This is a genomic window from Alistipes megaguti (assembly GCF_944320325.1).
Classification (GTDB): domain Bacteria; phylum Bacteroidota; class Bacteroidia; order Bacteroidales; family Rikenellaceae; genus Alistipes; species Alistipes megaguti.
In genome coordinates, this window is sequence record NZ_CALUHA010000040.1 from 1 (window position 1) to 20219 (window position 20219).

General features: G+C 60.1%; 17 protein-coding genes. 8 read left to right on the forward strand and 9 right to left on the reverse strand.

The window, feature by feature from the left end:
* Positions 1-234: 234 nt before the first annotated feature.
* Positions 235-1233, forward strand: a complete 999-nt coding sequence (locus tag PUQ42_RS09290; RefSeq protein ID WP_122119827.1) for a malate dehydrogenase — start codon at positions 235-237, stop codon at positions 1231-1233.
* A 203-nt stretch (positions 1234-1436) separates the two neighbouring features.
* On the opposite strand, the gene PUQ42_RS09295 is transcribed toward PUQ42_RS09290, so the two are convergent.
* On the reverse strand, positions 1437-1799 hold the full coding sequence (locus tag PUQ42_RS09295; RefSeq protein ID WP_273373165.1) for an energy transducer TonB: 363 nt from the start codon (positions 1797-1799) through the stop codon (positions 1437-1439).
* Between the two features lie 95 nt (positions 1800-1894).
* Complete coding sequence (locus PUQ42_RS09300; RefSeq protein ID WP_273373167.1) at positions 1895-2254, reverse strand: RNA polymerase sigma factor; 360 nt, start codon at positions 2252-2254, stop codon at positions 1895-1897.
* A gap of 114 nt (positions 2255-2368) precedes the next feature.
* Here PUQ42_RS09300 and PUQ42_RS09305 point away from each other — a divergent pair, with 114 nt between their 5' ends.
* Positions 2369-3181 (forward strand): DUF5039 family protein, encoded by an 813-nt coding sequence (locus PUQ42_RS09305; protein WP_273373169.1) that lies wholly within the window; start codon positions 2369-2371, stop codon positions 3179-3181.
* A 122-nt stretch (positions 3182-3303) separates the two neighbouring features.
* On the opposite strand, the gene PUQ42_RS09310 is transcribed toward PUQ42_RS09305, so the two are convergent.
* The gene (locus PUQ42_RS09310; protein WP_273373171.1) at positions 3304-3762 is read right to left on the reverse strand and encodes an META domain-containing protein; all 459 of its coding nucleotides are present in this window, start codon (positions 3760-3762) and stop codon (positions 3304-3306) included.
* 227 nt (positions 3763-3989) lie between these two features.
* Here PUQ42_RS09310 and PUQ42_RS09315 point away from each other — a divergent pair, with 227 nt between their 5' ends.
* The 3 genes from PUQ42_RS09315 (at position 3990) to PUQ42_RS09325 (ending at position 8518) form a co-directional block, all read left to right on the forward strand.
* A complete protein-coding gene (locus PUQ42_RS09315; RefSeq protein ID WP_122119823.1) occupies positions 3990-4364 on the forward strand; it encodes a RidA family protein in 375 nt (124 codons plus the stop codon).
* A gap of 234 nt (positions 4365-4598) precedes the next feature.
* The gene (locus tag PUQ42_RS09320; RefSeq protein WP_087404228.1) at positions 4599-7154 is read left to right on the forward strand and encodes an adenosylcobalamin-dependent ribonucleoside-diphosphate reductase; all 2556 of its coding nucleotides are present in this window, start codon (positions 4599-4601) and stop codon (positions 7152-7154) included.
* A gap of 170 nt (positions 7155-7324) precedes the next feature.
* Positions 7325-8518 (forward strand): OmpA family protein, encoded by a 1194-nt coding sequence (locus PUQ42_RS09325; protein ID WP_273373174.1) that lies wholly within the window; start codon positions 7325-7327, stop codon positions 8516-8518.
* Positions 8519-8927: 409 nt separating this feature from the next.
* Here the strand turns inward: PUQ42_RS09325 and PUQ42_RS09330 are convergent, their stop codons facing one another.
* Together PUQ42_RS09330 and recF are read right to left on the reverse strand one after the other, a co-directional pair.
* Positions 8928-9200, reverse strand: coding sequence for a DciA family protein (locus tag PUQ42_RS09330; protein WP_337956041.1), 273 nt, complete (start codon positions 9198-9200; stop codon positions 8928-8930).
* A gap of 14 nt (positions 9201-9214) precedes the next feature.
* Positions 9215-10555, reverse strand: a complete 1341-nt coding sequence (gene recF / locus PUQ42_RS09335; RefSeq protein ID WP_273373178.1) for a DNA replication/repair protein RecF — start codon at positions 10553-10555, stop codon at positions 9215-9217.
* Positions 10556-10660: 105 nt separating this feature from the next.
* Between recF and PUQ42_RS09340 the strand changes: the two genes are divergently transcribed.
* On the forward strand, positions 10661-11344 hold the full coding sequence (locus PUQ42_RS09340; RefSeq protein WP_087311403.1) for a tetratricopeptide repeat protein: 684 nt from the start codon (positions 10661-10663) through the stop codon (positions 11342-11344).
* A gap of 9 nt (positions 11345-11353) precedes the next feature.
* Positions 11354-11884 carry a 6,7-dimethyl-8-ribityllumazine synthase gene (ribH, locus tag PUQ42_RS09345; RefSeq protein ID WP_087311402.1) on the forward strand — a complete coding sequence of 177 codons (531 nt, stop codon included), beginning with the start codon at positions 11354-11356 and terminating at the stop codon, positions 11882-11884.
* Positions 11885-12176: 292 nt separating this feature from the next.
* Here ribH and PUQ42_RS09350 read toward each other — a convergent pair whose 3' ends face one another.
* From PUQ42_RS09350 to PUQ42_RS09365, 4 genes are all read right to left on the reverse strand, one after another.
* Positions 12177-13529 (reverse strand): sodium-dependent transporter, encoded by a 1353-nt coding sequence (locus tag PUQ42_RS09350; protein ID WP_273373180.1) that lies wholly within the window; start codon positions 13527-13529, stop codon positions 12177-12179.
* A 68-nt stretch (positions 13530-13597) separates the two neighbouring features.
* Positions 13598-13951, reverse strand: coding sequence for a dihydroneopterin aldolase (folB, locus tag PUQ42_RS09355; RefSeq protein ID WP_273373182.1), 354 nt, complete (start codon positions 13949-13951; stop codon positions 13598-13600).
* A 1-nt stretch (position 13952) separates the two neighbouring features.
* Positions 13953-15257, reverse strand: coding sequence for a tyrosine--tRNA ligase (gene tyrS / locus PUQ42_RS09360; protein WP_273373184.1), 1305 nt, complete (start codon positions 15255-15257; stop codon positions 13953-13955).
* 55 nt (positions 15258-15312) lie between these two features.
* The gene (locus PUQ42_RS09365) at positions 15313-17142 is read right to left on the reverse strand and encodes a DNA polymerase III subunit gamma/tau (protein ID WP_273373186.1); all 1830 of its coding nucleotides are present in this window, start codon (positions 17140-17142) and stop codon (positions 15313-15315) included.
* 269 nt (positions 17143-17411) lie between these two features.
* On the opposite strand from PUQ42_RS09365, the gene clpB reads away from it, so the two are divergent.
* The gene (clpB, locus tag PUQ42_RS09370) at positions 17412-20009 is read left to right on the forward strand and encodes an ATP-dependent chaperone ClpB (protein WP_122119815.1); all 2598 of its coding nucleotides are present in this window, start codon (positions 17412-17414) and stop codon (positions 20007-20009) included.
* Positions 20010-20219 lie beyond the last annotated feature (210 nt).

A 20219-nucleotide genomic window follows, 5' to 3' on the forward strand; every position in this document is an offset into this window, starting at 1 on the left:
CGAGTGAGTCTGGAAGCGGAACCGAGCGGGGCCGAGTGAGTCTGGGAGAGGGCCGAGTGAGTCTGGAAGCGGAACCGAGCGGGGCCGAGTGAGTCTGGGAGAGGGCCGAGTGAGTCTGGAAGCGGAACCGGGCAGAGCCGGGCGAGGATAAAAGAAGGAAGAAAGAGACTGGAGACTGAAGTTAAGAGATATTAAGAACTATTTTTCTAATAAACGTTTATAAACAAACGAATTATGGAATTTCTGACAAACGAGAAACTCACCATCGTGGGTGCAGCCGGCATGATCGGCTCGAACATGGCGCAGACGGCATTGATGATGCATCTTACGCCGAACATTTGCCTCTATGATCCTTTTGGCCCGGCGCTGGAGGGTGTTGCCGAGGAGCTTTATCACTGCGCTTTCGAGGGGGTGAACATCACCTGGACGACCGACGTGAAGGAGGCCCTGACGGGTGCCGCCTATGTGGTATCGTCGGGAGGTGCCGCCCGCAAGGCCGGCATGACGCGTGAGGACCTGCTTAAGGGCAACGCCCAGATCGCCGAGGACTTCGGCAAGAACCTCAAGGCCTACTGCCCCGATGTAAAGCACGTGGTCGTGATCTTCAACCCGGCCGACATTACGGGTCTGATTACGCTGATCTACAGCGGTCTGAAGCCTTCGCAGCTGACGACGCTGGCAGCGCTGGATTCGACGCGTCTGCGTTCGGAGCTGGCCAAGTACTTCAAGATTTCGCCCGACGAAGTGCGCAACTGCCGTACGTACGGTGGTCACGGCGAGCAGATGGCCGTCTTCGCTTCGACGACGATGGTGGCCGGCAAGCCCCTGTCGGAGCTCATCGGCAAGGAGATGCCCGAGGCTGACTGGGAGGCCCTGCAGCAGCGTGTGATCCAGGGTGGAAAGCACATCATCGACCTGCGCGGACGTTCGTCGTTCCAGAGCCCGGCCTATGTTTCGATCTGCATGATCGCCGCCGCCATGGGTGGCAAATCCTTCGAGTACCCGGCCGGAACCTACGTGCACAACGGCGAGTTCAACCACATCATGATGGCCATGGAGACCGAGATCACGAAGGAGGGTGTTCACTACAAGGATGTGAAGGGTACGCCCGAGGAGCACAAGAAGCTCCGCGAGAGCTACGAGCACCTTGTCAAGCTGCGCGACGAGGTGATCGAGATGGGTGTGCTGCCCGCCATCGACAAGTGGGGCGAGCTGAACCCGAATCTCAAGTAATCGGGACGCGCGTCCGACAACGAACGAGCCCTCTTCCCGTGCACGGGAAGAGGGCTTTTTCGTGAACGGTCGGCAAGGAACGGTCGGCAAGGAACAGGGGCGGCCTCGAACCGGGACGCTTCAAACAAGACAAGAACAGCTTCGAGCGGAGAAGGGATTTCGGGGGACTGATCGCTCCGAAGGTCGCATTGGCCGGTTTGTTGTCAGTCCCGATTGCGATCTTGCTTTGTCGGTTGCTGCCGCTGGCGAAAATCGACCGGAATGCAAAATTTGACCGGCACCTTCCGGTCGAACTGTCGTCCCGGCTCCCAGCGGGGCGACTGCTTCAGCACGCGGACGACCTCGTCGGAGAGCGAGCGGTCGGGGCTCTGAAGAATCCGGATCTGCGTGAGCCTTCCGGTCGTGTCGATCACGAACGAGACGACCACGCGCCCCGGAATTCCGCTCCCCAGGACGATCTTCGACGGAGCAATCCGCTCCTGCACCCACTTCCGGAAGCCGTTGAGGTCTTGCCCCTGGAAGCGGGGCAGCGTCTCTGCACTGACGAACGGGAGATCCTCCTCCACCTTCTCTTCCGGCCGTGGGGTCTGTTCCGCAAGGGTCGGGGCCTCGAACCGCTCCGCCCGGTGCAGGGCTATCAGCCCGGTTGTCAGCGCGGCAATCAGCAGAACGGCCGCTGCCGCGACGCGACGTATGAGACGCCGGTGTCGACGCCGTGTCTCGAGTGCCGTTGGGGCTCGGGCAGCCGCATGAGGCAGAGGTTGCGGCAGACCGTGTGGAGCCAGCTGCGGAAGTTGCGGATCTCGTGGCGGCGGGCCTTGACGATCAGCTCCTCGAAGAGCTGCATCACCACATCCTCGGCATCGGCCCGGTTGCGCAGCAGGTGCAGTGCCACGCCGTAGACCAGCTCCGTATGGCGGAGGTAGAGTTGGGCCAGATGCTCCGTGCGGCCGTCGGCCCGGTAGCGGGCCAGCAGTTCGTCATCGTCCGGACGGAGCGGATTTTTCTCGGGGAGTTGCATGGTTGGCGGGTTCTGACGGGTAAAGTTACTTGTTTTTCGTGCGGATTTATGTATTTTTAAGGGTTTCCGCATCCAATAGATGCAACCGTTGCACAAAATGCATAAATTGGAACGATGAAAATGAAAGCAATGACTCTTTTTTCGAAGCAGGTTCTGTTGGCCCTGCTGCTGATGACGGCCGCCGGTGCCGTGGCTCAACCGGCACAACCGGCACAACCAACCGAATCCCGATCCAAAACCGGGGCCCTGACGGGGGACGGCTTGAGGTCCCGGATCGTCAAACTCGATGAGGTGATCCGCCGCCTCGATCTGCAACTCAACCGACTGACCTGGAAGGTCTACCTCGACTATGCCGAACAGGCGCGGATCACCCCCAAGGTCTTCTCCCTGCCCGGGCTGAACTATGCGCGGCTGCGTGATACGGTGCCGGCCATCGATCAGCTTGGCGAGCGGTTGCGCGCCGCCTCGGAGGCCTACACGGCCATTCTGCGCACCGATCCGCAGTACGATACCATCCATCAGGAGTATGTGGCGCTCCGCGGGGTGAAGGATCCCGAGCGCGAGTCGGCCAACAAGATGCACTATAACCAGATGTATGCGCGTCTGCGGGCCGGGAATCCCGACTATGAACCGGCTCTGGAACGCAAGCGTGAGGCCGAGCGGCAGCGCAACATGGCTATTCTGCGCTATATGGTCGATTATTACGGGACGAAGGGGTGGATTCTGTCGACTGATCCGCTGTTGTCCCGTTTTACGTCGGCGTGGAAGGAGCTGGAGGGGCGTTGCCCGGAGATCGGTCTCCTGCAGGACGAACTCTCGCAGCTGCGCAGGCTTCGGCGCGAACTCAACGAACGGCTTCTGCGTGAGCAGTTCAATCCCGGTTGCGTGGCCGACACGGCCGCTTCGGCCGGGCCGCAGGAAGAGTGACTGTCGAACAAGCCGTTCCTGTGAGCGGGGCATCGCACGGATCGGACGGATATGGCGGCCGCAAAAGAAAACGGCGGAACCGAGGAGGATCGGTTTCGCCGTTTCGCGTCGTGGAAAGCTGCCTAGTTGGCCGGTTTGGCCTTCGGGACGGTCGGTGCCGGGACGGCCTGGAAGACGGCCCGCAGTTCGCCGTTCGAGAGGATCAGCAGCATCGGACCGTCCATGTCGTAGTGGGTGGCCGATTCGAGGGCTTCGATAAAGGCCCGCTCGTGTTTCATGTCGGGGCATGCCATGCGGGTCGAGGCCAGGGGCCCGATCTTCAGCGAACGGTCCTTGTCACTCTGGTAGGGACCGAAGATGCGGTTGCAGTCTCCGGCGCCCGAGAGTTCGCCCTGCTCCGTGAGGGTGATGGTGAAGCGTCCCTCGACGGGGCGGATCGTTTCGCCGCCGAGCTGGATCAGCTGCCATTCGGTGCCGACCAGCGGACGGCGGGTTTTCCGCTGATAGGAGCGGCAGTGACAGCAACCGGCCATCAGAAGCACCAGAGCGGCGGCTACCGTCATGCGTAACAGATTTTTCATCATTTTCCGATTTGAGTTTTGCCGCAAAGATAGCGAAAGCCGGGGGCAGAGACAAATCGAAAATGGAATTTTCGGGATTTGGCTATGCCGAGGCGCCTCCTGCCCAAGACGAAGTCAAGGATAGCGGAAGCCGATGCCGTTCGGGAAATTTTTTGCCGAAGCAGCCCCGATATCCTGCAAATATCGGAAATAAATCGTACCTTTGGTGTCCCAACGATCCAATACGTATGAAAAAGATCATCGCTTCACCGCAGGCCCCCAAAGCCGTGGGGCCTTATTCCCAGGCCGTTGAGACGGGTGGGACGCTTTATGTTTCGGGTCAGTTGCCCATCGACGGCGCCACGGGCCAGATGGCTCAGGGTGTCGAAGCCCAGACGCGCCAGTCGCTGACCAACATCGGCCATATCCTCCGTGAAGCCGGTTACGACTTCCGCGACGTGGTGAAAACAACCGTCCTGCTGCAGTCGATGGAAGACTTCGCGGCGATGAATGCCGTCTATGCGGAGTTCTTCACGGGTGACATGCCGGCACGGGTCTGCTACCAGGTGGCCGCTCTTCCGATGGGCGCGCTGGTCGAGATCGATGCCGTGGCCGTGAAGTGATCCTCCCGAATCCGAACGAATGCGCGCCCCGGGAGTCTGGGGCGCGCCTTTTCGCCTATTGTAGATAAATTGTCGATAAGTTTGGTCCTCGAATTTGGCTTTTTAGGGGGAAAAGTCTGAAATTTGTAGAACCGCGGCTTTGCGCCGACCGCCCGGAAGCGAGGAGACCCGGAAGGCGCCGACCGAAGAGACAAGAATTCGAAAAACACAAATATAGATAAGAATCAAGTCATTATGTCAAAAACAACCAATACCGAAGCTCCGCAGAAGGTCGATTACAACGATGCGGTTGCCGAGTCGAAGAAGTACTTCGAGGGGGACGATCTTGCCGCCACGGTTTGGGTGAGCAAGTACGCTCTGAAGGACTCCTTTGGAAACATCTATGAGCGCTCGCCGCGGGAGATGCACCAGCGCATCGCCGCCGAGATCGAGCGCATCGAGCGCAAATATCCGAATCCCCTCTCCCGGGAGGAGGTCTTCGAGCTGCTCGACCACTTCCGCTACGTCATCCCGCAGGGCGGCCCGATGACCGGCATCGGCAACAATTTCCAGGTCGCTTCGCTGTCGAACTGCTTCGTCATCGGTCACAAGCATCCGGCCGACTCCTACGGCGGCATCTTCCGCATGGACGAGGAGCAGGTGCAGCTGATGAAACGCCGCGGCGGCGTGGGGCATGACCTCTCGCACATCCGCCCGACGGGCAGCCCGGTGCTCAATTCGGCCCTGACGTCGACGGGCATCGTCCCCTTCATGGAGCGCTACTCGAACTCGACGCGCGAGGTGGCCCAGGACGGCCGTCGCGGCGCCCTGATGCTGACCCTCTCGATCAAGCACCCCGATGCCGAGCGCTTCATCGACGCCAAGGTCGATACGGGCAAGGTCACGGGTGCCAACGTCTCGATCAAGATCGACGACGAGTTCATGCGGGCGGCGCTGGCCGGCAAGAAGTATCACCAGCAGTTCCCGATCGACTCGGATCATCCGAAATACGAGCAGGATATCGACGCCAAAAAGCTCTGGGACAAGATTATCCACAATGCGTGGAAGTCGGCCGAACCGGGCGTGCTGTTCTGGGATACGGTTCTGCGCGAAAGCATCCCGGACTGCTATGCCGACGAGGGCTTCGTGACGGTCTCGACCAACCCCTGCGGCGAGATTCCGCTCTGCCCCTACGACTCGTGCCGTCTGTTGGCGATGAACCTCTTCAGCTACGTGGACAATCCGTTCAAGCCCGATGCGAAGTTCAATTTCGAGAAGTTCCGCGACCATGTGGGCAAGGCCATGCACATGATGGACGACATCATCGATCTGGAGCTGGAGAAGGTCGAGCTGATCATCGACAAGATCGAGCATGATCCCGAGGATATGGATGTGCGCCGCGTGGAGCTGGAGCTCTGGAAGAAGATCCGCACGATGGCTCAGAAGGGCCGCCGCACGGGCCTCGGCATCACGGCCGAGGGCGACATGCTGGCCGCCCTGGGTCTGCGTTACGGTTCACAGGAGGCGATCGACTTTGCCGTCGAGGTGCAGAAGACCCTGGCGCTGGCCGCTTATCGGGCCTCGGTGCAGATGGCCGCCGAACGCGGCCCGTTCCCGATCTACGACGCCGCCAAGGAGGTCAACAACCCGATGATCGCCCGCATCCGCGAGGCCGATCCCGAACTCTACGAGGAGATGATCAAGCACGGCCGCCGCAACATCGCCATGCTGACCATCGCCCCGACGGGCACCACGTCGCTCATGTCGCAGACTACGTCGGGCATCGAGCCGGTCTTCCGGACGGTCTACAAGCGCCGCCGCAAGATCAACCCCTCGGACCACGACACGCACGTCGACTACGAGGACGAAACGGGCGAAAAGTTCCAGGAGTACAATGTCTACCACCACAACTTTGTCAAGTGGCTCGAGGCGAACGGATACGATACGAAGAAACTGGCCACGATCTCCGACGAGGAGCTTGACGAGTGGGTGAAGGCTTCGCCCTATCACGGCGCTACGGCCAACGACATCGACTGGGTGGCCAAGGTCAAGATGCAGGGGGCCATCCAGAAGTGGGTCGACCACTCGATCTCGGTGACGGTCAACCTCCCGAACAACGTCTCGGAGGCGCTGGTGGCCGACGTCTACCGCACGGCTTGGGAGTGCGGCTGCAAGGGCGTCACGGTCTACCGCGACGGCTGCCGCTCGGGCGTGCTGCTCGACAAGAACTCGAAGAATAAGAAGCAGACCTGCGAGGAGCATCCGGGCGTGGCTCCGAAGCGACCGAAGTCGATTCCCGCGGACATCGTCCGTTTCAAGAACGGTACGGAGGACTGGATTGCCTTCGTCGGACTGCAGAACGGCCGTCCGTACGAGATCTTTACCGGTAAGATCGAGGAGGACGCCATGTACATCCCGCCCAAGATCAAGAAGGGCTATATCATTAAGGTGCGCGAGGAGGACGGCACGAAACGCTACGACTTCCAGTATACGGACCGTTACGGATATACGAACACGATCGGCGGCATCTCGCGTCTGTTCAACGAGGAGTTCTGGAATTACGCCAAGCTGATCTCGGGCGTGCTGCGCCATGGCATGCCGATCGAAAAGACGGTCTCGCTCATCGAATCGCTGCATTTGGACAGCGTCTCGATCAATACGTGGAAGACGGGTGTCTGCCGCGCCCTGAAGCAGTATATCGTCGACGGCACGAAGTCCAAGGGCAAATGCCCGAGCTGCGGTCAGGAGAACATGGCCTATCAGAACGGCTGTCTGACCTGCATGTCGTGCGGCTATTCGAAGTGCGGTTGATCGCCTGAAAGGGCACTTTTTGATGCAAAAACGGTCTGAAGCGGCAGCTTCGGACCGTTTTGCGTGGATAGCAGCCCGTTTTTGTGCTTTTTTTTGCAGAGAAGATCATCTGAAATGCAAAAAAAATGTGTACTTTTACACCGAAGATTGCAAATCAAATTTGTATGGATATGAAAAAAATTTTCCTGACATTCATGATTGCGGCATTCGCGGCTTCGGCCTGGGCCGAAGATACGCCCAAGAAGCCGAGTTTTGCGGGATTTGTCTCCAACGGATTTTGGGATAATTGGGAAATATCGGCCGGACTGGGCGGCGGTACGGCCTTCTCGAACAGCGGCAACCTCGGTTCGTGGGGCGACCGCTTCGGATTCGAGGGCAATCTGTCGCTGACCAAGTGGCTGCACCCGGTTGTGGGTGTGCGCGGACAGTTGCAGGGCGGCTGGTTCAATAACTTCGATGCCGATCTGGGCAAGTTGAAGTGGCCCTACCTCTTCGTGCATACGGATGTGATGGTGAACGCCTCGAACTGGATCGGCGGCTATCGTGAGGATCGTGCGTGGTACGCCGTACCGTTTGCCGGTTTCGGTTACCTGGCTTCGAACTTTACGGACAAGAGCCAGCAGAAGAGTCTCTCGGGCACCGATCAGGAGTTTGCCTTCACGGCCGGTCTGCTCAACAAGTTCCGTCTTTCGCCGGCTTTCGATTTCAACATCGAACTCAAGGGGTTGATGGCCAAATCGGAGATTTGTCCGGCATCGGTGAGCGGGGCTTACCTGTTTGGCTTCACGGCTACGGCCGGTATCACCTATCGTTTCAACCAGCGCAACTGGCAGCGTGGCGTGCCGGGATATACGGCCGAGGATATCCGCGCCTTCCAGGATGCCGTAGCGGCCGGCAATGCGGCGCTGGAGGCCTCGAAGGCTGAGAATGCCCGTCTGAACGAGGAGCTCGCTGCAGCACAGGCCGCCGCGAAGGAGGCCGAGACGGCTGCCGCCGAGGCTGAGGCCAAGGCTGCTGCCGAGGCCAAGAAGGTGAATACGTCGTCGTGCCCGACGTCGATCATCTTCTACGACTACAGCATGTCGAAACTCACGGCCAAGGACAAGACGCGTCTGGAGCTGACGGCCGATCTGATCAAGAACGGTCCGAAGGATCGGGTCTACACCATCCAGGGACACGCCGACCAGCAGACGGGTACGCCTGCCGGCAACAAGCGGGTGGCTGAGAACCGGGCCAAGAACGTCTACAACTACCTGATCAAGTGTGGCGTGAACCCCAAGCAGCTGACCTACGAGGGGCTGGGCAACGAACCCGACGTCTACAAGAACATCCAGAAGGCCAACCGTTCGGTGATCATCAAGTAACGACGCCGGATCGGCTGGTTCGATCCATCAAAAGAAAGAGTACCCCGCCTTTGGGTGGGGTACTCTTTCTTTTACCCCCCCCCGGTGCTCTTTGGCATTGTGTGTGACAGGGCCGGAACTGTCCGGGAGTGGCCGGGATCGGTCCGCGGGGTATGGGATTGGATTGCAGGGGAACCGGTGTGGACCAATCGGGAGATGCCGTTCCGTCGTGTGGGGCCTCTCTGTTGCACGTTGGATGGGATTGTGGCTGGTGCAGACCGGTTGGGGAAGCTCTGTTGTGAGCCTTTTAGCGGCGGTTCGGATGGGGCTGCTGAATGTCCGGACCGATCTCTTCCGGAGAAGCGCCCGCCGCCTCGAGCGAAGTGTCTGCCGCCTCTGTCCGGGGTGCCGCCCGGTACGTTCGGGGGCGTTAGCGGATGATGACGGTGTTGACCAGCCGCACGCCCGAACGACGGTTGATCTCCTCCTTGAGGGCCTCGCGCTGGTAGAAGAGTTCGGAACGGACGACACTCGACCGGATTCGGGCGTAGAGAATGTGCTTTTCGAGACGCAACTCGGTCGTCTGGTCGGCAACGCGGTCCCCGACAATCTCCCGCCACGTATCGGGCAGTTTCCCTTCGGCCACCTTGGCGACCACGTACGGGCGCTTGAAGAACTCGTCCAGCAATTCGCCCATCAGCATGGTTTTCGTGCGTCTCATGGTTCGTCTGTTTCGGTTGACTGCATTCCGGCTGCGGTCTCTTCCCGTGCCGGCTGATTACCGCTCTCGTTTGCGATTCCGGCGGTTGCGGTTCCGGTCGTTTTGTCTGCTGCTCCGGTCTTCATGTCCGTGGTCTTGCTCTCTTTCTCCGCGGCTTGGGGCTTTTCATTTGCAGCCCCGGCGGTCTCTTTGGCTGTTTCGGTTTCTCCCGTTTGGGCCTCCTCTTCGAGTTGGCGGGCCGTCTTCCGCTCCTGCGTGATGGCACCGTCGGCTACAGAGAAGAGTGCGTAATCGCCTCCCGAACGGTCGAGGATCGCCTTCAGCCGCGTGGGGTTGCAGTCCGAAATGAGAATCTGCCCGAAGGTCTCCGACGAAACCAGCCGGATCAGCTGTTCGACCCGCCCGGCATCGAGCTTGTCGAAGAGGTCGTCCAGCAGCAGGACCGGGCGCTCGTGCTTCTCTTCGGCCACGATGGCATACTGGGCCAGCTTCAGGGCGATGAGAAAGGACTTCTGCTGCCCCTGCGAGCCGTATTTGCGCAGCGGATAGCCGCCGATCTTCAGCACCAGATCGTCGCGGTGAATGCCGGCCGTCGTGAATTCGTTGACCAGATCCTTCTGCCGGGCCGCCCGCAGGATCTCCTCGAAAGGCCGCTCGTTCAACTCCGACTTGTAGAGCAGTTCGACCTGCTCGCGGTCCTCGGAGAGTGTCCGGTAGTAGCGGGCCACGATGGGCTGCAGCCGCTCGACCAGTTCCCGGCGGCGGGCATGGATCACGCGGCCGTGGTCGCAGAGCTGGCGGTCGTAGATCTCGAGCATCGTCTCGTCGGGCTGCATCTTGAGCAGACGGTTGCGCTCGGCCAGGACGGCGTTGTAACGCATGACGGCCTGCAGGTAGGGGCGGTCCAGCTGCGAAAGGAAGGCGTTGAGGTAGCGGCGGCGTTCGTCTGCGGCTTCGGAGATCAGCGCACTGTCGGCCGGCGAGACGATAACCACGGGAATCAGCCCCACGTGGTCCGACAGCCGGTCATACTCCTTTCCGTTTCGTTTGAGGACCTTGCCGCCCTTGCGCGAGAAGGAGCAGACGATCACCTCGCGTTTGCCCGCATCGGTCGCGTAGGTCCCCTCGATGAGGAAGAAATCCGCGCCGTGGCGGATGCTTTGGCCGTCGGTCATCGGCAGCGACGACTTGCACATCGACAGGTAGTAGACCGCATCGATGACATTGGTCTTTCCGGCGCCGTTGTCGCCCACCAGCGCATTGATTCCGGGGCAGAGCAGGAGCTCCTCCTGGCGGATGTTTTTGAAATTCAGCAGCGCGATTTTCTTCAGATGCATAGGACAAAAATACAAAATTTCCGGACACGACATTGCACATTGTGAATAGTTTTGTATCTTTGCAAACTATCGTACGGATTATAAACTAAAAACAACAATAGCACTATGGCAAAACAGAACGTCGCCGAACCGGAAACTCTCGGCACGGCAATGAACAAAACGGAGCTCTTTTTCGAGGAGAACGGTCGTTTGATGTCCTACATTTTCCTGGGTCTGCTGATTCTCGCGGCCCTGATTTTCGGTTATCGCTCGCTGATTGTCCTGCCGCGGGCCGAGAAGGCTGCCGAGATGATCGCCGAGGCTCAGAACCGTTTCGATGCCGAGACTCCCGATTTTGAACTGGCCCTGCACGGTGACGCCAACGGCGCCGGCTTCCTCGACGTGATCGACAAGTACGGTTCGACCCCCTCGGGCAACCTGGCCAAGCACTACGCCGGCATCTGCTACCTGCGTACGGGTGATCTGGAGAATGCCGCCAGGTATCTGGCCAAGTTCTCGCCCGTGAAGGGAATCCCCGGAGCGCTGATCAACGCCCAGAACTACGGTCTGCAGGGGGACGTGGCCGTCGAGCAGCAGAACTACGCTCAGGCCGTGAAGTTCTACGAGAAGGCCGTGAAAGCTGCCGACAACAACATGACCGCACCGATGTATCTGCGCAAGGCCGGTCTGGCCGAGCAGGCTCAGGGCAACAACGAGAAGGCCGCTGCCTTCTACGAGCAGATCCTGACCTCGTATCCCGCCTCGATGGAGGCCCGTGAGGCAGAGAAACTGCTGGGCAGCGTGAAATAATCGACCGACATGGCAACCCGGAATCACAATCTTTCGAAATTCGACGCTCCGCTGCCGTCGGCTGCGGACATGCGATTCGGTATTGTCGTGGCCGAGTGGAACCGTGAAGTGACCGAGGCGCTGCTGGAGGGAGCCGTGCGCACGCTGCGGGCTGCGGGCTGCCCGGACATGAACATTCAGGTGAAATATGTCCCCGGGACCTTTGAACTCTCGCTCGGGGCGCAGTTTTTCGCCGAGTATACGGATGTCGATGCGGTGATTGCCCTCGGATGCGTCATTCAGGGCGATACGCGCCACTTCGACTTTATCTGCCAGGGGGTCACGCAGGGTATCACGCAGTTGCAGATCCAGTGGAACATGCCGATCTCCTTCGGAGTGCTGACCGTCAACGACATGCAGCAGGCTTTGGACCGTTGCGGAGGGCGTCTCGGCAACAAAGGGGATGAGGCGGCTGCGGCGGCCATTCAAATGGTCAAGCTGCAGATCGACATGGAGGCTGCTTCGCCCGAGAAGGAGCCCGATCGCCGCAACATCAACTGACCCGGGGGCTCTCTCGGGGGGGCTGCAGCGAGGCGAAGGCGTCTTGGAGCAGGAAACCGTCGAGGAGCCGGAAGGAACAGGCTGAATAAAAACCGAAAGGTTCTGAGATATACGGCCGTGAAGATGAAACTGCGAACGGCGAAAAGTTCTCCTGAAAATCATTAAAAAGGGACATTGCATTATGCAGTGTCCCTTTTTTTGCCATATCCGGGTCAGGCCTCTGCCCGCGACATGCCGTTGCTTCCGTATCCGTCGGAATCCGGATTACCCCCCCCCACACACACCAGCGGGATCAGAAGACCCCCAGATTGTCCAGAAAGAGCATCAGCATGACCAGCGGACAGAAGTAGCGCAACAATACGATGAAGAGCGTGTAGATGCGGAACTTCAGCGCCCCGTTGTTGGTAATCTGATCCTTGAGTACCTGCTGGTCGAGTTTCCATCCGACGAAGATACAGGTGAAGAGGCCGCCTACGGGCAGCAGAATGTTGGCCGTCACGTAGTCCAGCAGGTCGAACAGTGTCAGTCCGAAGGGTTTCCAACCGCTCCAGACACCGACCGACAGGGAGGCGACGGCTCCCAGCAGGGTGGTGGCAGCCGTGGTGGTCCAGGCGGCGGCACGGCGGCTCATGTGCCACTCCTCGTGGAGGTAGGCTGTGATTACCTCATGCAGCGAGATGGTCGACGTGAGGGCCGCTACGACGAGCAGCAGGAAGAAGACCGTCGACCAAACCATGCTCAGCGGCATGCCGTTGAAGATGCTCGGCAGGGTGATGAAGACCAGCGAGGGGCCCGACGAGGGTTCGATGCCGACACTGAAGACCGCCGGGAAGATCACCACGCCGGCCAATACGGCCACCAGCGTGTCGAGAATCGTGACGTTCAGGGCCGTGTGGCGCAGGTTGGTCTCCGGCTTGAAGTAGGAGGCGTAGGTCACCATCGTACCGATGCCGATCGAGAGCGAGAAGAAGGCCTGCCCCAGGGCTACAAGTACCGTCGAAGGGGTGACCTTCGAGAAGTCGGGCTGGAAAAAGAAGCGCAGCCCTTCGCCGCCTCCGGGCATCAGCAGCGAGTGGATCGACAGGGTGATCAGCACCACGAAGAGCAGCGGCATCAGCACCTTGGCTGAGCGTTCGATGCCCTTCTGAACCCCCAGTGCGATGACGAAGTGGGTAGCCAGCGCAAAGAGCACCGTGTAGAGGATCGGGCGCCACGGATTGCTGATGAAGTTTGTGAAGACCGATTCATATTCGGCTGCCGTCGTATATTGCGCCAGACTGCCCGTAACGGAGTGGACCATGTATTCGGCCGTCCAGCCCGAGACCACGAAGTAGAAGCCCAGGATGAGGAAGGCGGCCAGCACGCCGTTGTAACCTAGAAAACTCCACCGCCGGTCGAGGGCGCGATAGGCTCCTACGGCATTGAGGTGCGAGGCGCGGCCCACGGAGAACTCCGCGATCATGAGCGGCAGTCCCATCAGAATGACACAGAGGATGTAGATGACCAGAAAGGCCCCGCCGCCGTTGTCTCCGGCAACGTAGGGAAAACGCCAGATGTTACCCAGCCCCACGGAGCTGCCCGTGGCTACCAGAACGGCGCTCAGTTTCCCGCCCAGCGTGGCGCGGGTGTGTGAATGATGTTGCATAAGCGGACTTTTTTGCAAAATGCCCTGCGGTGGGAGGTCCACCCACTCCCGCCGCAGGGCGTCTCGGGTTATTTCTCCAGTATGACGCTCACCCGTTCGAGTTTGCCGCCCAGCGGGGGCGCCAGTTTCGATACGGTGCATTTCACGTGCCGGATCTGCGGAAATTCGGCGTGAAGGGCGTCGATGATGTTCATGGCGACCCGTTCGATGGTGCGTTGTGTGACAGCCATCTGGCGGTGGATCATCTCGTAGACCGTCAGATAGTTCACGGCCTTTTCAACGCTGTCCTCCGCGGCTACGTCGCCCAGTTCGGTCGTGATCTCCACGTCGACCGTAAAGCGGTTGCCAACCTTGCGTTCGAGTTCGTAGCACCCGTGCAGGGCCCGGAACTCCATGCGTTGCAGTACGATGCGGTACTCCATGTTACTCGGCGATGACGAGGTAGTAGTTCTTCTTGCCGCGCTGGACCAGCAGGTACTTGCCGGCGATCAGGTCGTCGGCCGTCACCTGACGCATGGCATCGGCGATCTTCTCGCGGTTCATCGAGACGCCGCCGCCCTGAATCAGCTTGCGGCATTCGCCCTTCGAGGGGAAGATCTGCGCACGCTCGGTGCAGAGTTCGACGAACGGCAGGCCGGCCTCCAGTTCGGTGCGGGCCACGCGGAACTGCGGAACCCCTTCGAAGACCTGCAGCAGCGTCGTTTCGTCCAGTCGGCGCAGCGCCTCGGAGGTGGCGCCGCCGAAGAGGATTTGCGATGCCTCGACAGCCTTTTCGTACTCCTCGCGCGAGTGGATCATCGTGGTGACCTCTTCGGCCAGCCGCTTCTGCAGCACGCGCAGGTGCGGGGCGGACTCGTGCTCGGCGATCAGCGACTCGATCGTCTCGCGGTCGAGCAGCGTGAAGATCTTGATGTAGCGTTTGGCGTCCTCGTCGCTGACGTTGAGCCAGAACTGGTAGAACTTGTAGGGCGACGTATAGCGCGGATCCAGCCAGACGTTGCCGCTCTCGGTCTTGCCGAACTTCGTGCCGTCGGCCTTGGTGATCAGCGGGCAGGTGATGGCATAGGCTTCGGCTTCGGGGCCCAGTTTGCGGCGGATGAGTTCGGTGCCGGTGGTGATGTTGCCCCACTGGTCGGCGCCGCCGAGCTGGATCTTGCAGTTCATCGTTTCGTAGAGGTGCAGGAAGTCGTAACCCTGAACCAGCTGGTAGGTGAACTCGGTGAACGACATGCCGTCGCCCTCGCCGTTGAAGCGCTTCTTGACCGAATCCTTGGCCATCATGTAGTTGACCGTAATACACTTGCCGATGTCGCGGATGAAGTCCAGGAACGTGAAGTTCTTCATCCAGTCGTAGTTGTTGACCATGCGGGCGGCATTTGGGGCGTCGGAGTCGAAGTCGAGGAGTTTCGACAGCTGGGCCTTGATGGCCTCCTGGTTGTGACGCAGGGTTGCCTCGTCGAGCAGGTTGCGCTCCTGCGACTTGCCCGAGGGGTCGCCGATCATGCCCGTGGCACCGCCCACGAGGGCCAGCGGACGGTGGCCGCAGAGCTGGAAGTGTTTGAGGATCATCACTCCCACCAGGTGGCCGATATGCAGCGAGTCGGCTGTGGGGTCGATGCCCAGGTAGGCCGTCGTCATCTCTTTCTCCAGTTGTTCCTTGGCTCCGGGCATGATCGTGTGGATCATGCCGCGCCATTCGAGTTCTTCGATAAAGTTCTTGGTTGCCATATTCTTTTGTTCTCTTCTTGTTCGTTTTCCGGAGCGGTATTCCCGCTCGCTTTTGTTATTCGACTTCGAGATCCAGCGCCTTGCGGAACTCCGTGAGCAGCGGGTTCTTGTCGGTCATGTATTTGACCCGGTCTTCGAGTTTGATCGGGCGTGCGGCCCGAATCTCCTCGTTGACCTTTACCTCGAGTTCCAGGGCTCCGTTGATTCCGGCCAGTTCGGCGATGCGCATCAGCATGGCCGTCTTCGAGCGGAGAATCTCCTCGCGCAGTTCGCTGGTCGGAACGCTGACGGCAATCGTATTGCCCTGGAAGCGCATCTCCTCGAAGACCTGTACGAAGCGCGGCCGACGTTCCCGGATAAGCTTCAGAATCTCGTCCCGGGCCTTTGTCAGTTTGCTTTCGCTCGCCGGGTCGATCACGATGTCGGTGGTCCGGGCCGCCTTCTCCGACTCAGGATCCACGCTCTGCGAGACTCCTCCCGTGGAGAGCAATTCCGAGAGAGACGTTCCCGAAATCAGCGGTTTGCGATGGGGGTGTACCGTCGAGGCCGGGAAATTCCCTGTTGCTTGCGCTGCCGCCGGTCGCGGAGCCGGTCCCGCTTGCGGGGTTGCCGCCGAACCTGCCGCCGATGCGGAACCTTGCGCCGTTGCGTTGATCGCCGCCTCTCTGCCTGCGGTTTGCGGGCCGGGTTGCGGAGCCGGTCCCGCTTGCGGGGTTGCCGTCGGGCCTGTCGCCGGGCGGGGTGCCAGTTCGGGAAGCGGATACTCCCCGGGAGATATCAGGTCGTTATTTTTTTTTTGGCCGAGCCCTGCGATCTTCATCAGGCCCAGCTCCACGAGCAATCGTTGGTTCGACGATTGTCGGATCTTCCCGTCGAGATCCGTCAGCAGGGCAATGGCCCCGAAGAGAAACTCGACACTGCAGGCCTCCGCCTGCGCGCGGTATCGTTCGAGCAGTGTTCCGGTCATTTCGATCAGCCGCAGCGTCTCGGGGCGTTTGGCCATCAGCAGGTCGCGCATGTGGCGGTTCAGACCGGCCATGAAGGTCTGGCCCGAGAAGCCCTTCGAGAGCACCTCGTCGAACTGAACCAGCGCCTCGACATAGTTGCCCGCGAGGAGCATTTTCGTGACGTTGAAATAGGTGTCGTAGTCCAGAACGTTGAGCGTCTGGGCCACGTGGCGGTAGTCGAGCGTCGTGCCGCAGAACGAGACCGCCTTGTCGAACATCGACAGGGCGTCGCGCATGCCGCCGTCGGCCTTCTGCGAGATGAGGTTCAGCGACTCTTCGTCGGCGGTGATCCCCTCCTGCGAGGCGATGTATTTGAGGTATTCGACCGAATCCTCGACGCGGATGCGGTTGAAGTCGTAGATCTGGCAGCGCGAGAGGATCGTCGGCAGGATCTTGTGTTTTTCGGTGGTGGCCAGGATGAAGATGGCGTGGGCGGGGGGCTCCTCGAGGGTCTTCAGAAAGGCGTTGAAGGCCGCGGCCGAGAGCATGTGGACCTCGTCGATGATGAAGACCGAGTAGCGTCCCACCTGCGGGATGATGCGCACCTGCTCGATGAGCGAGCGGATATCCTCGACCGAATTGTTCGAGGCGGCGTCCAGCTCATGGATGTTGAGCGAGCGCCCCTCGTTGAACGAGCGGCACGATTCACACTCGTTGCAGGCCTCGGCGCCGTGGGGGTTCAGACAGTTGATGGCCTTGGCGAAGATGCGTGCGCAGGTAGTCTTGCCGACGCCCCGCGGTCCGCAGAAGAGGTAGGCGTGGGCCAGCTGTCCGCGCTCGATGGCATTCTGCAGCGTGGAGGTGATATGCTTTTGCCCGACGACCGAACGGAAGGTCGCGGGGCGATATTTGCGTGCACTGACGATGAAATCACTCATGGTGTTGCAAAGATATATAATATTCTTCTTATTTTGGAGCCGGAAACCGATTTTCTGCGGAGTCGGCGCTGCTCCTCCCGGATGTTTTCCGGCGGTGTTCGGCCCGGCGGCAACCCGCGGTCTGTCGGATTGTCGCAGTGTGTCAGTCGGCGGGTGACAATTCATGACATTTCTTGCGAAAAGTATGTCGAAATGTCCGGAAACCGACTGTGGCAAGTCTTTTGCTCGGTTACCGATCGAAACTTGAAAACTAACAGAACAACACGGATATGAACATTAACACTTTAACCATCAAGGCGCAAGAGGTGTTGCAGGCGGCGCTTACTCTTGCCCGGGAGCGCGGACAGCAGGCTGTCGAACCGCTCCATGTGCTCGCGGTGTTGATCCGCGAGGATGATTCGCTTGCTACCTTTCTGCTGGGGCGTGTCGGCGTGAACGTCCGCGGGCTGCGCGGTGAGGTCGACCGGGCCGTGGGGCAGTTGCCCCGCGTCGAGGGCGGCAACGGCGAGCAGTACTTTTCGCAGGATGCGTCGCGCATGATCCAGCGTGCCGTCGACTTCACGAAAAATTTCGGCGACAAGTACGCTTCGGTCGAGCATCTGCTGCTGGGTCTAGTGGCCGAGCGCGGACAGGCGGCCGATCTGCTGAAGCGCAGCGGTGCTTCGGAAAAGGAGTTGATCGAGGCGATCCGCACCTTCCGCAAGGGGGCGACGGTCGATTCGCAGACCTCTTCGCAGGAGTTCGACGCGCTGGGCAAGTATGCCATCAACCTGAACGAACAGGCCCGTAACGGCAAACTCGACCCGGTGATCGGACGTGACGAGGAGATCCGTCGGGTGCTGCAGATCCTTTCGCGGCGTACGAAGAACAACCCGATCCTGGTCGGTGAACCCGGTGTGGGCAAGACTGCCATTGCCGAGGGTATTGCCCGACGGATTATCGACGGCGATGTCCCCGAGAACCTGAAATCGAAGGTGATCTATTCGCTCGACATGGGTGCGCTGATTGCCGGAGCCAAGTATCAGGGTGAATTCGAGGAGCGTCTGAAGGCTGTCGTCAAGGAGGTCGTTGCCAGCGAAGGCGAGATCCTGCTCTTCATCGATGAGATCCACACGCTGGTCGGTGCGGGCAAGTCCTCGGGTGCGATGGATGCGGCCAACATCCTCAAACCGGCGCTGGCCCGTGGCGAACTGCGGACGATCGGTGCTACGACCCTCGACGAGTACCAGAAATACTTCGAACAGGACAAGGCTCTCGAGCGTCGTTTCCAGAAGGTGATGGTCGACGAGCCTTCGCAGGAGGATGCCATCTCGATCTTGCGTGGTCTGAAGGAGCGTTACGAGAACCATCACCAGGTGCGGATCAAGGACGAGGCCATCATTGCGGCCGTCGAACTCTCGACGCGTTACATCACGTCGCGGTTCCTGCCCGACAAGGCCATCGACCTGATCGATGAGGCCGCCTCGCGGCTGCGTCTGGAGATGAACTCCGTACCGGATGAGATCGATGCCCTCGATCGGAAGATCCGCCAGCTGGAGATCGAACGCGAGGCGATCCGCCGCGAGAAGGACGAAGAGCGTATCGAGTCGCTGACCAGGGAGATCGACGACCTGAAGGCCAAGGACTCCGAGATGCGGGCCAAATGGCAGGGGCAGCGCGATCTGCTGAAGAAGATCCAGGCCAACAAGGACCGGATCGAGCAGTTGAAGATCGAGGCCCAGCAGGCCGAGCGTCAGGGCGATTACGGCAAGGTGGCCGAGATCCGTTACGGCAAGATCCAGGAGGCCGAGAAGCAGATTGCAGCCTTCCAGGAGGAGTTCAAGCTGGCATCGACCAACGGTTCGATGATCAAGGAGGAGGTCGACGCCCAGGATGTCGCCGAGGTGGTATCGCGCTGGACGGGCATTCCCGTCACGCGGATGCTGGCCTCGGAGCGCGAGAAGCTGCTCCACATGGAGGAAGAGCTTCACAAGCGGGTCGTGGGTCAGGATCAGGCCATTGCCGCCATTTCGGATGCCGTTCGCCGGTCGCGTGCCGGACTGAACGACCCGCGCAAGCCGATCGGATCGTTCATCTTCCTCGGTACGACGGGTGTCGGTAAGACCGAGTTGGCCAAGGCGCTGGCCGAGTTCCTCTTCAACGACGATCAGATGATGACGCGTATCGATATGAGTGAATACCAGGAGCGTCACAGCGTTTCGCGACTCGTCGGAGCGCCTCCCGGATACGTCGGTTACGACGAGGGCGGCCAGTTGACCGAAGCCGTGCGGCGCAAGCCCTACTCGGTGGTTCTGTTGGACGAGATCGAGAAGGCACACCCGGATGTCTTCAACATCCTGCTGCAGGTGCTCGACGACGGTCGTCTGACCGACAACAAGGGTCGTACGGTGGACTTCCGCAACACGATCATCATCATGACCTCGAACATGGGGTCGCAGGTGATCCAGGAGAACTTCGCCAACTTCGACGGCAACAAGGTTCCGGCCGAGGTGCTGGAGCGGACGCGCCGCGAGGTGATCGACCTGATGAAGCAGCAGCTCAAGCCCGAGTTCCTGAATCGTATCGACGAGATTGTGATGTTCGAACCGCTGACGCGCGAAGATATCGAACGTATCGTCGATCTGCAGTTGAACTCTGTACGCAAACTGCTGGCCGAGAACAACATCCGGCTCGAGTATACGGCTAAGGCGCGCGAATGGATCGCCAAGGCGGGTTACGATCCGCTCTATGGTGCACGACCCGTCAAGCGTACCATCCAGCGTTACGTGGTCAACGATCTGTCGAAGCGGATTCTGGCCGGCGAGGTCGATCGTTCGAAACCCATTTCGATCGATGCCGACGCCAACGGTCTGACCTTTGCGAACTGATCGTCGTACGGACCGCAGCAGCGGCTGCGGCAGCCAATAACGAAGGGTTCCACCCCATGCGGGGCGGAACCCTTTTTTTGTGGTCGGCGGACCGGCGACCTATCGAACGTAGCGGCTGAAAAAGCGCCAAAGCTCCTCGCAGGTGTCCACGCCGGTCTTTTTCCACGAGTGTTTGCCGCCGAGGGTTTCGTAGAGCCATACTTCGTTGCC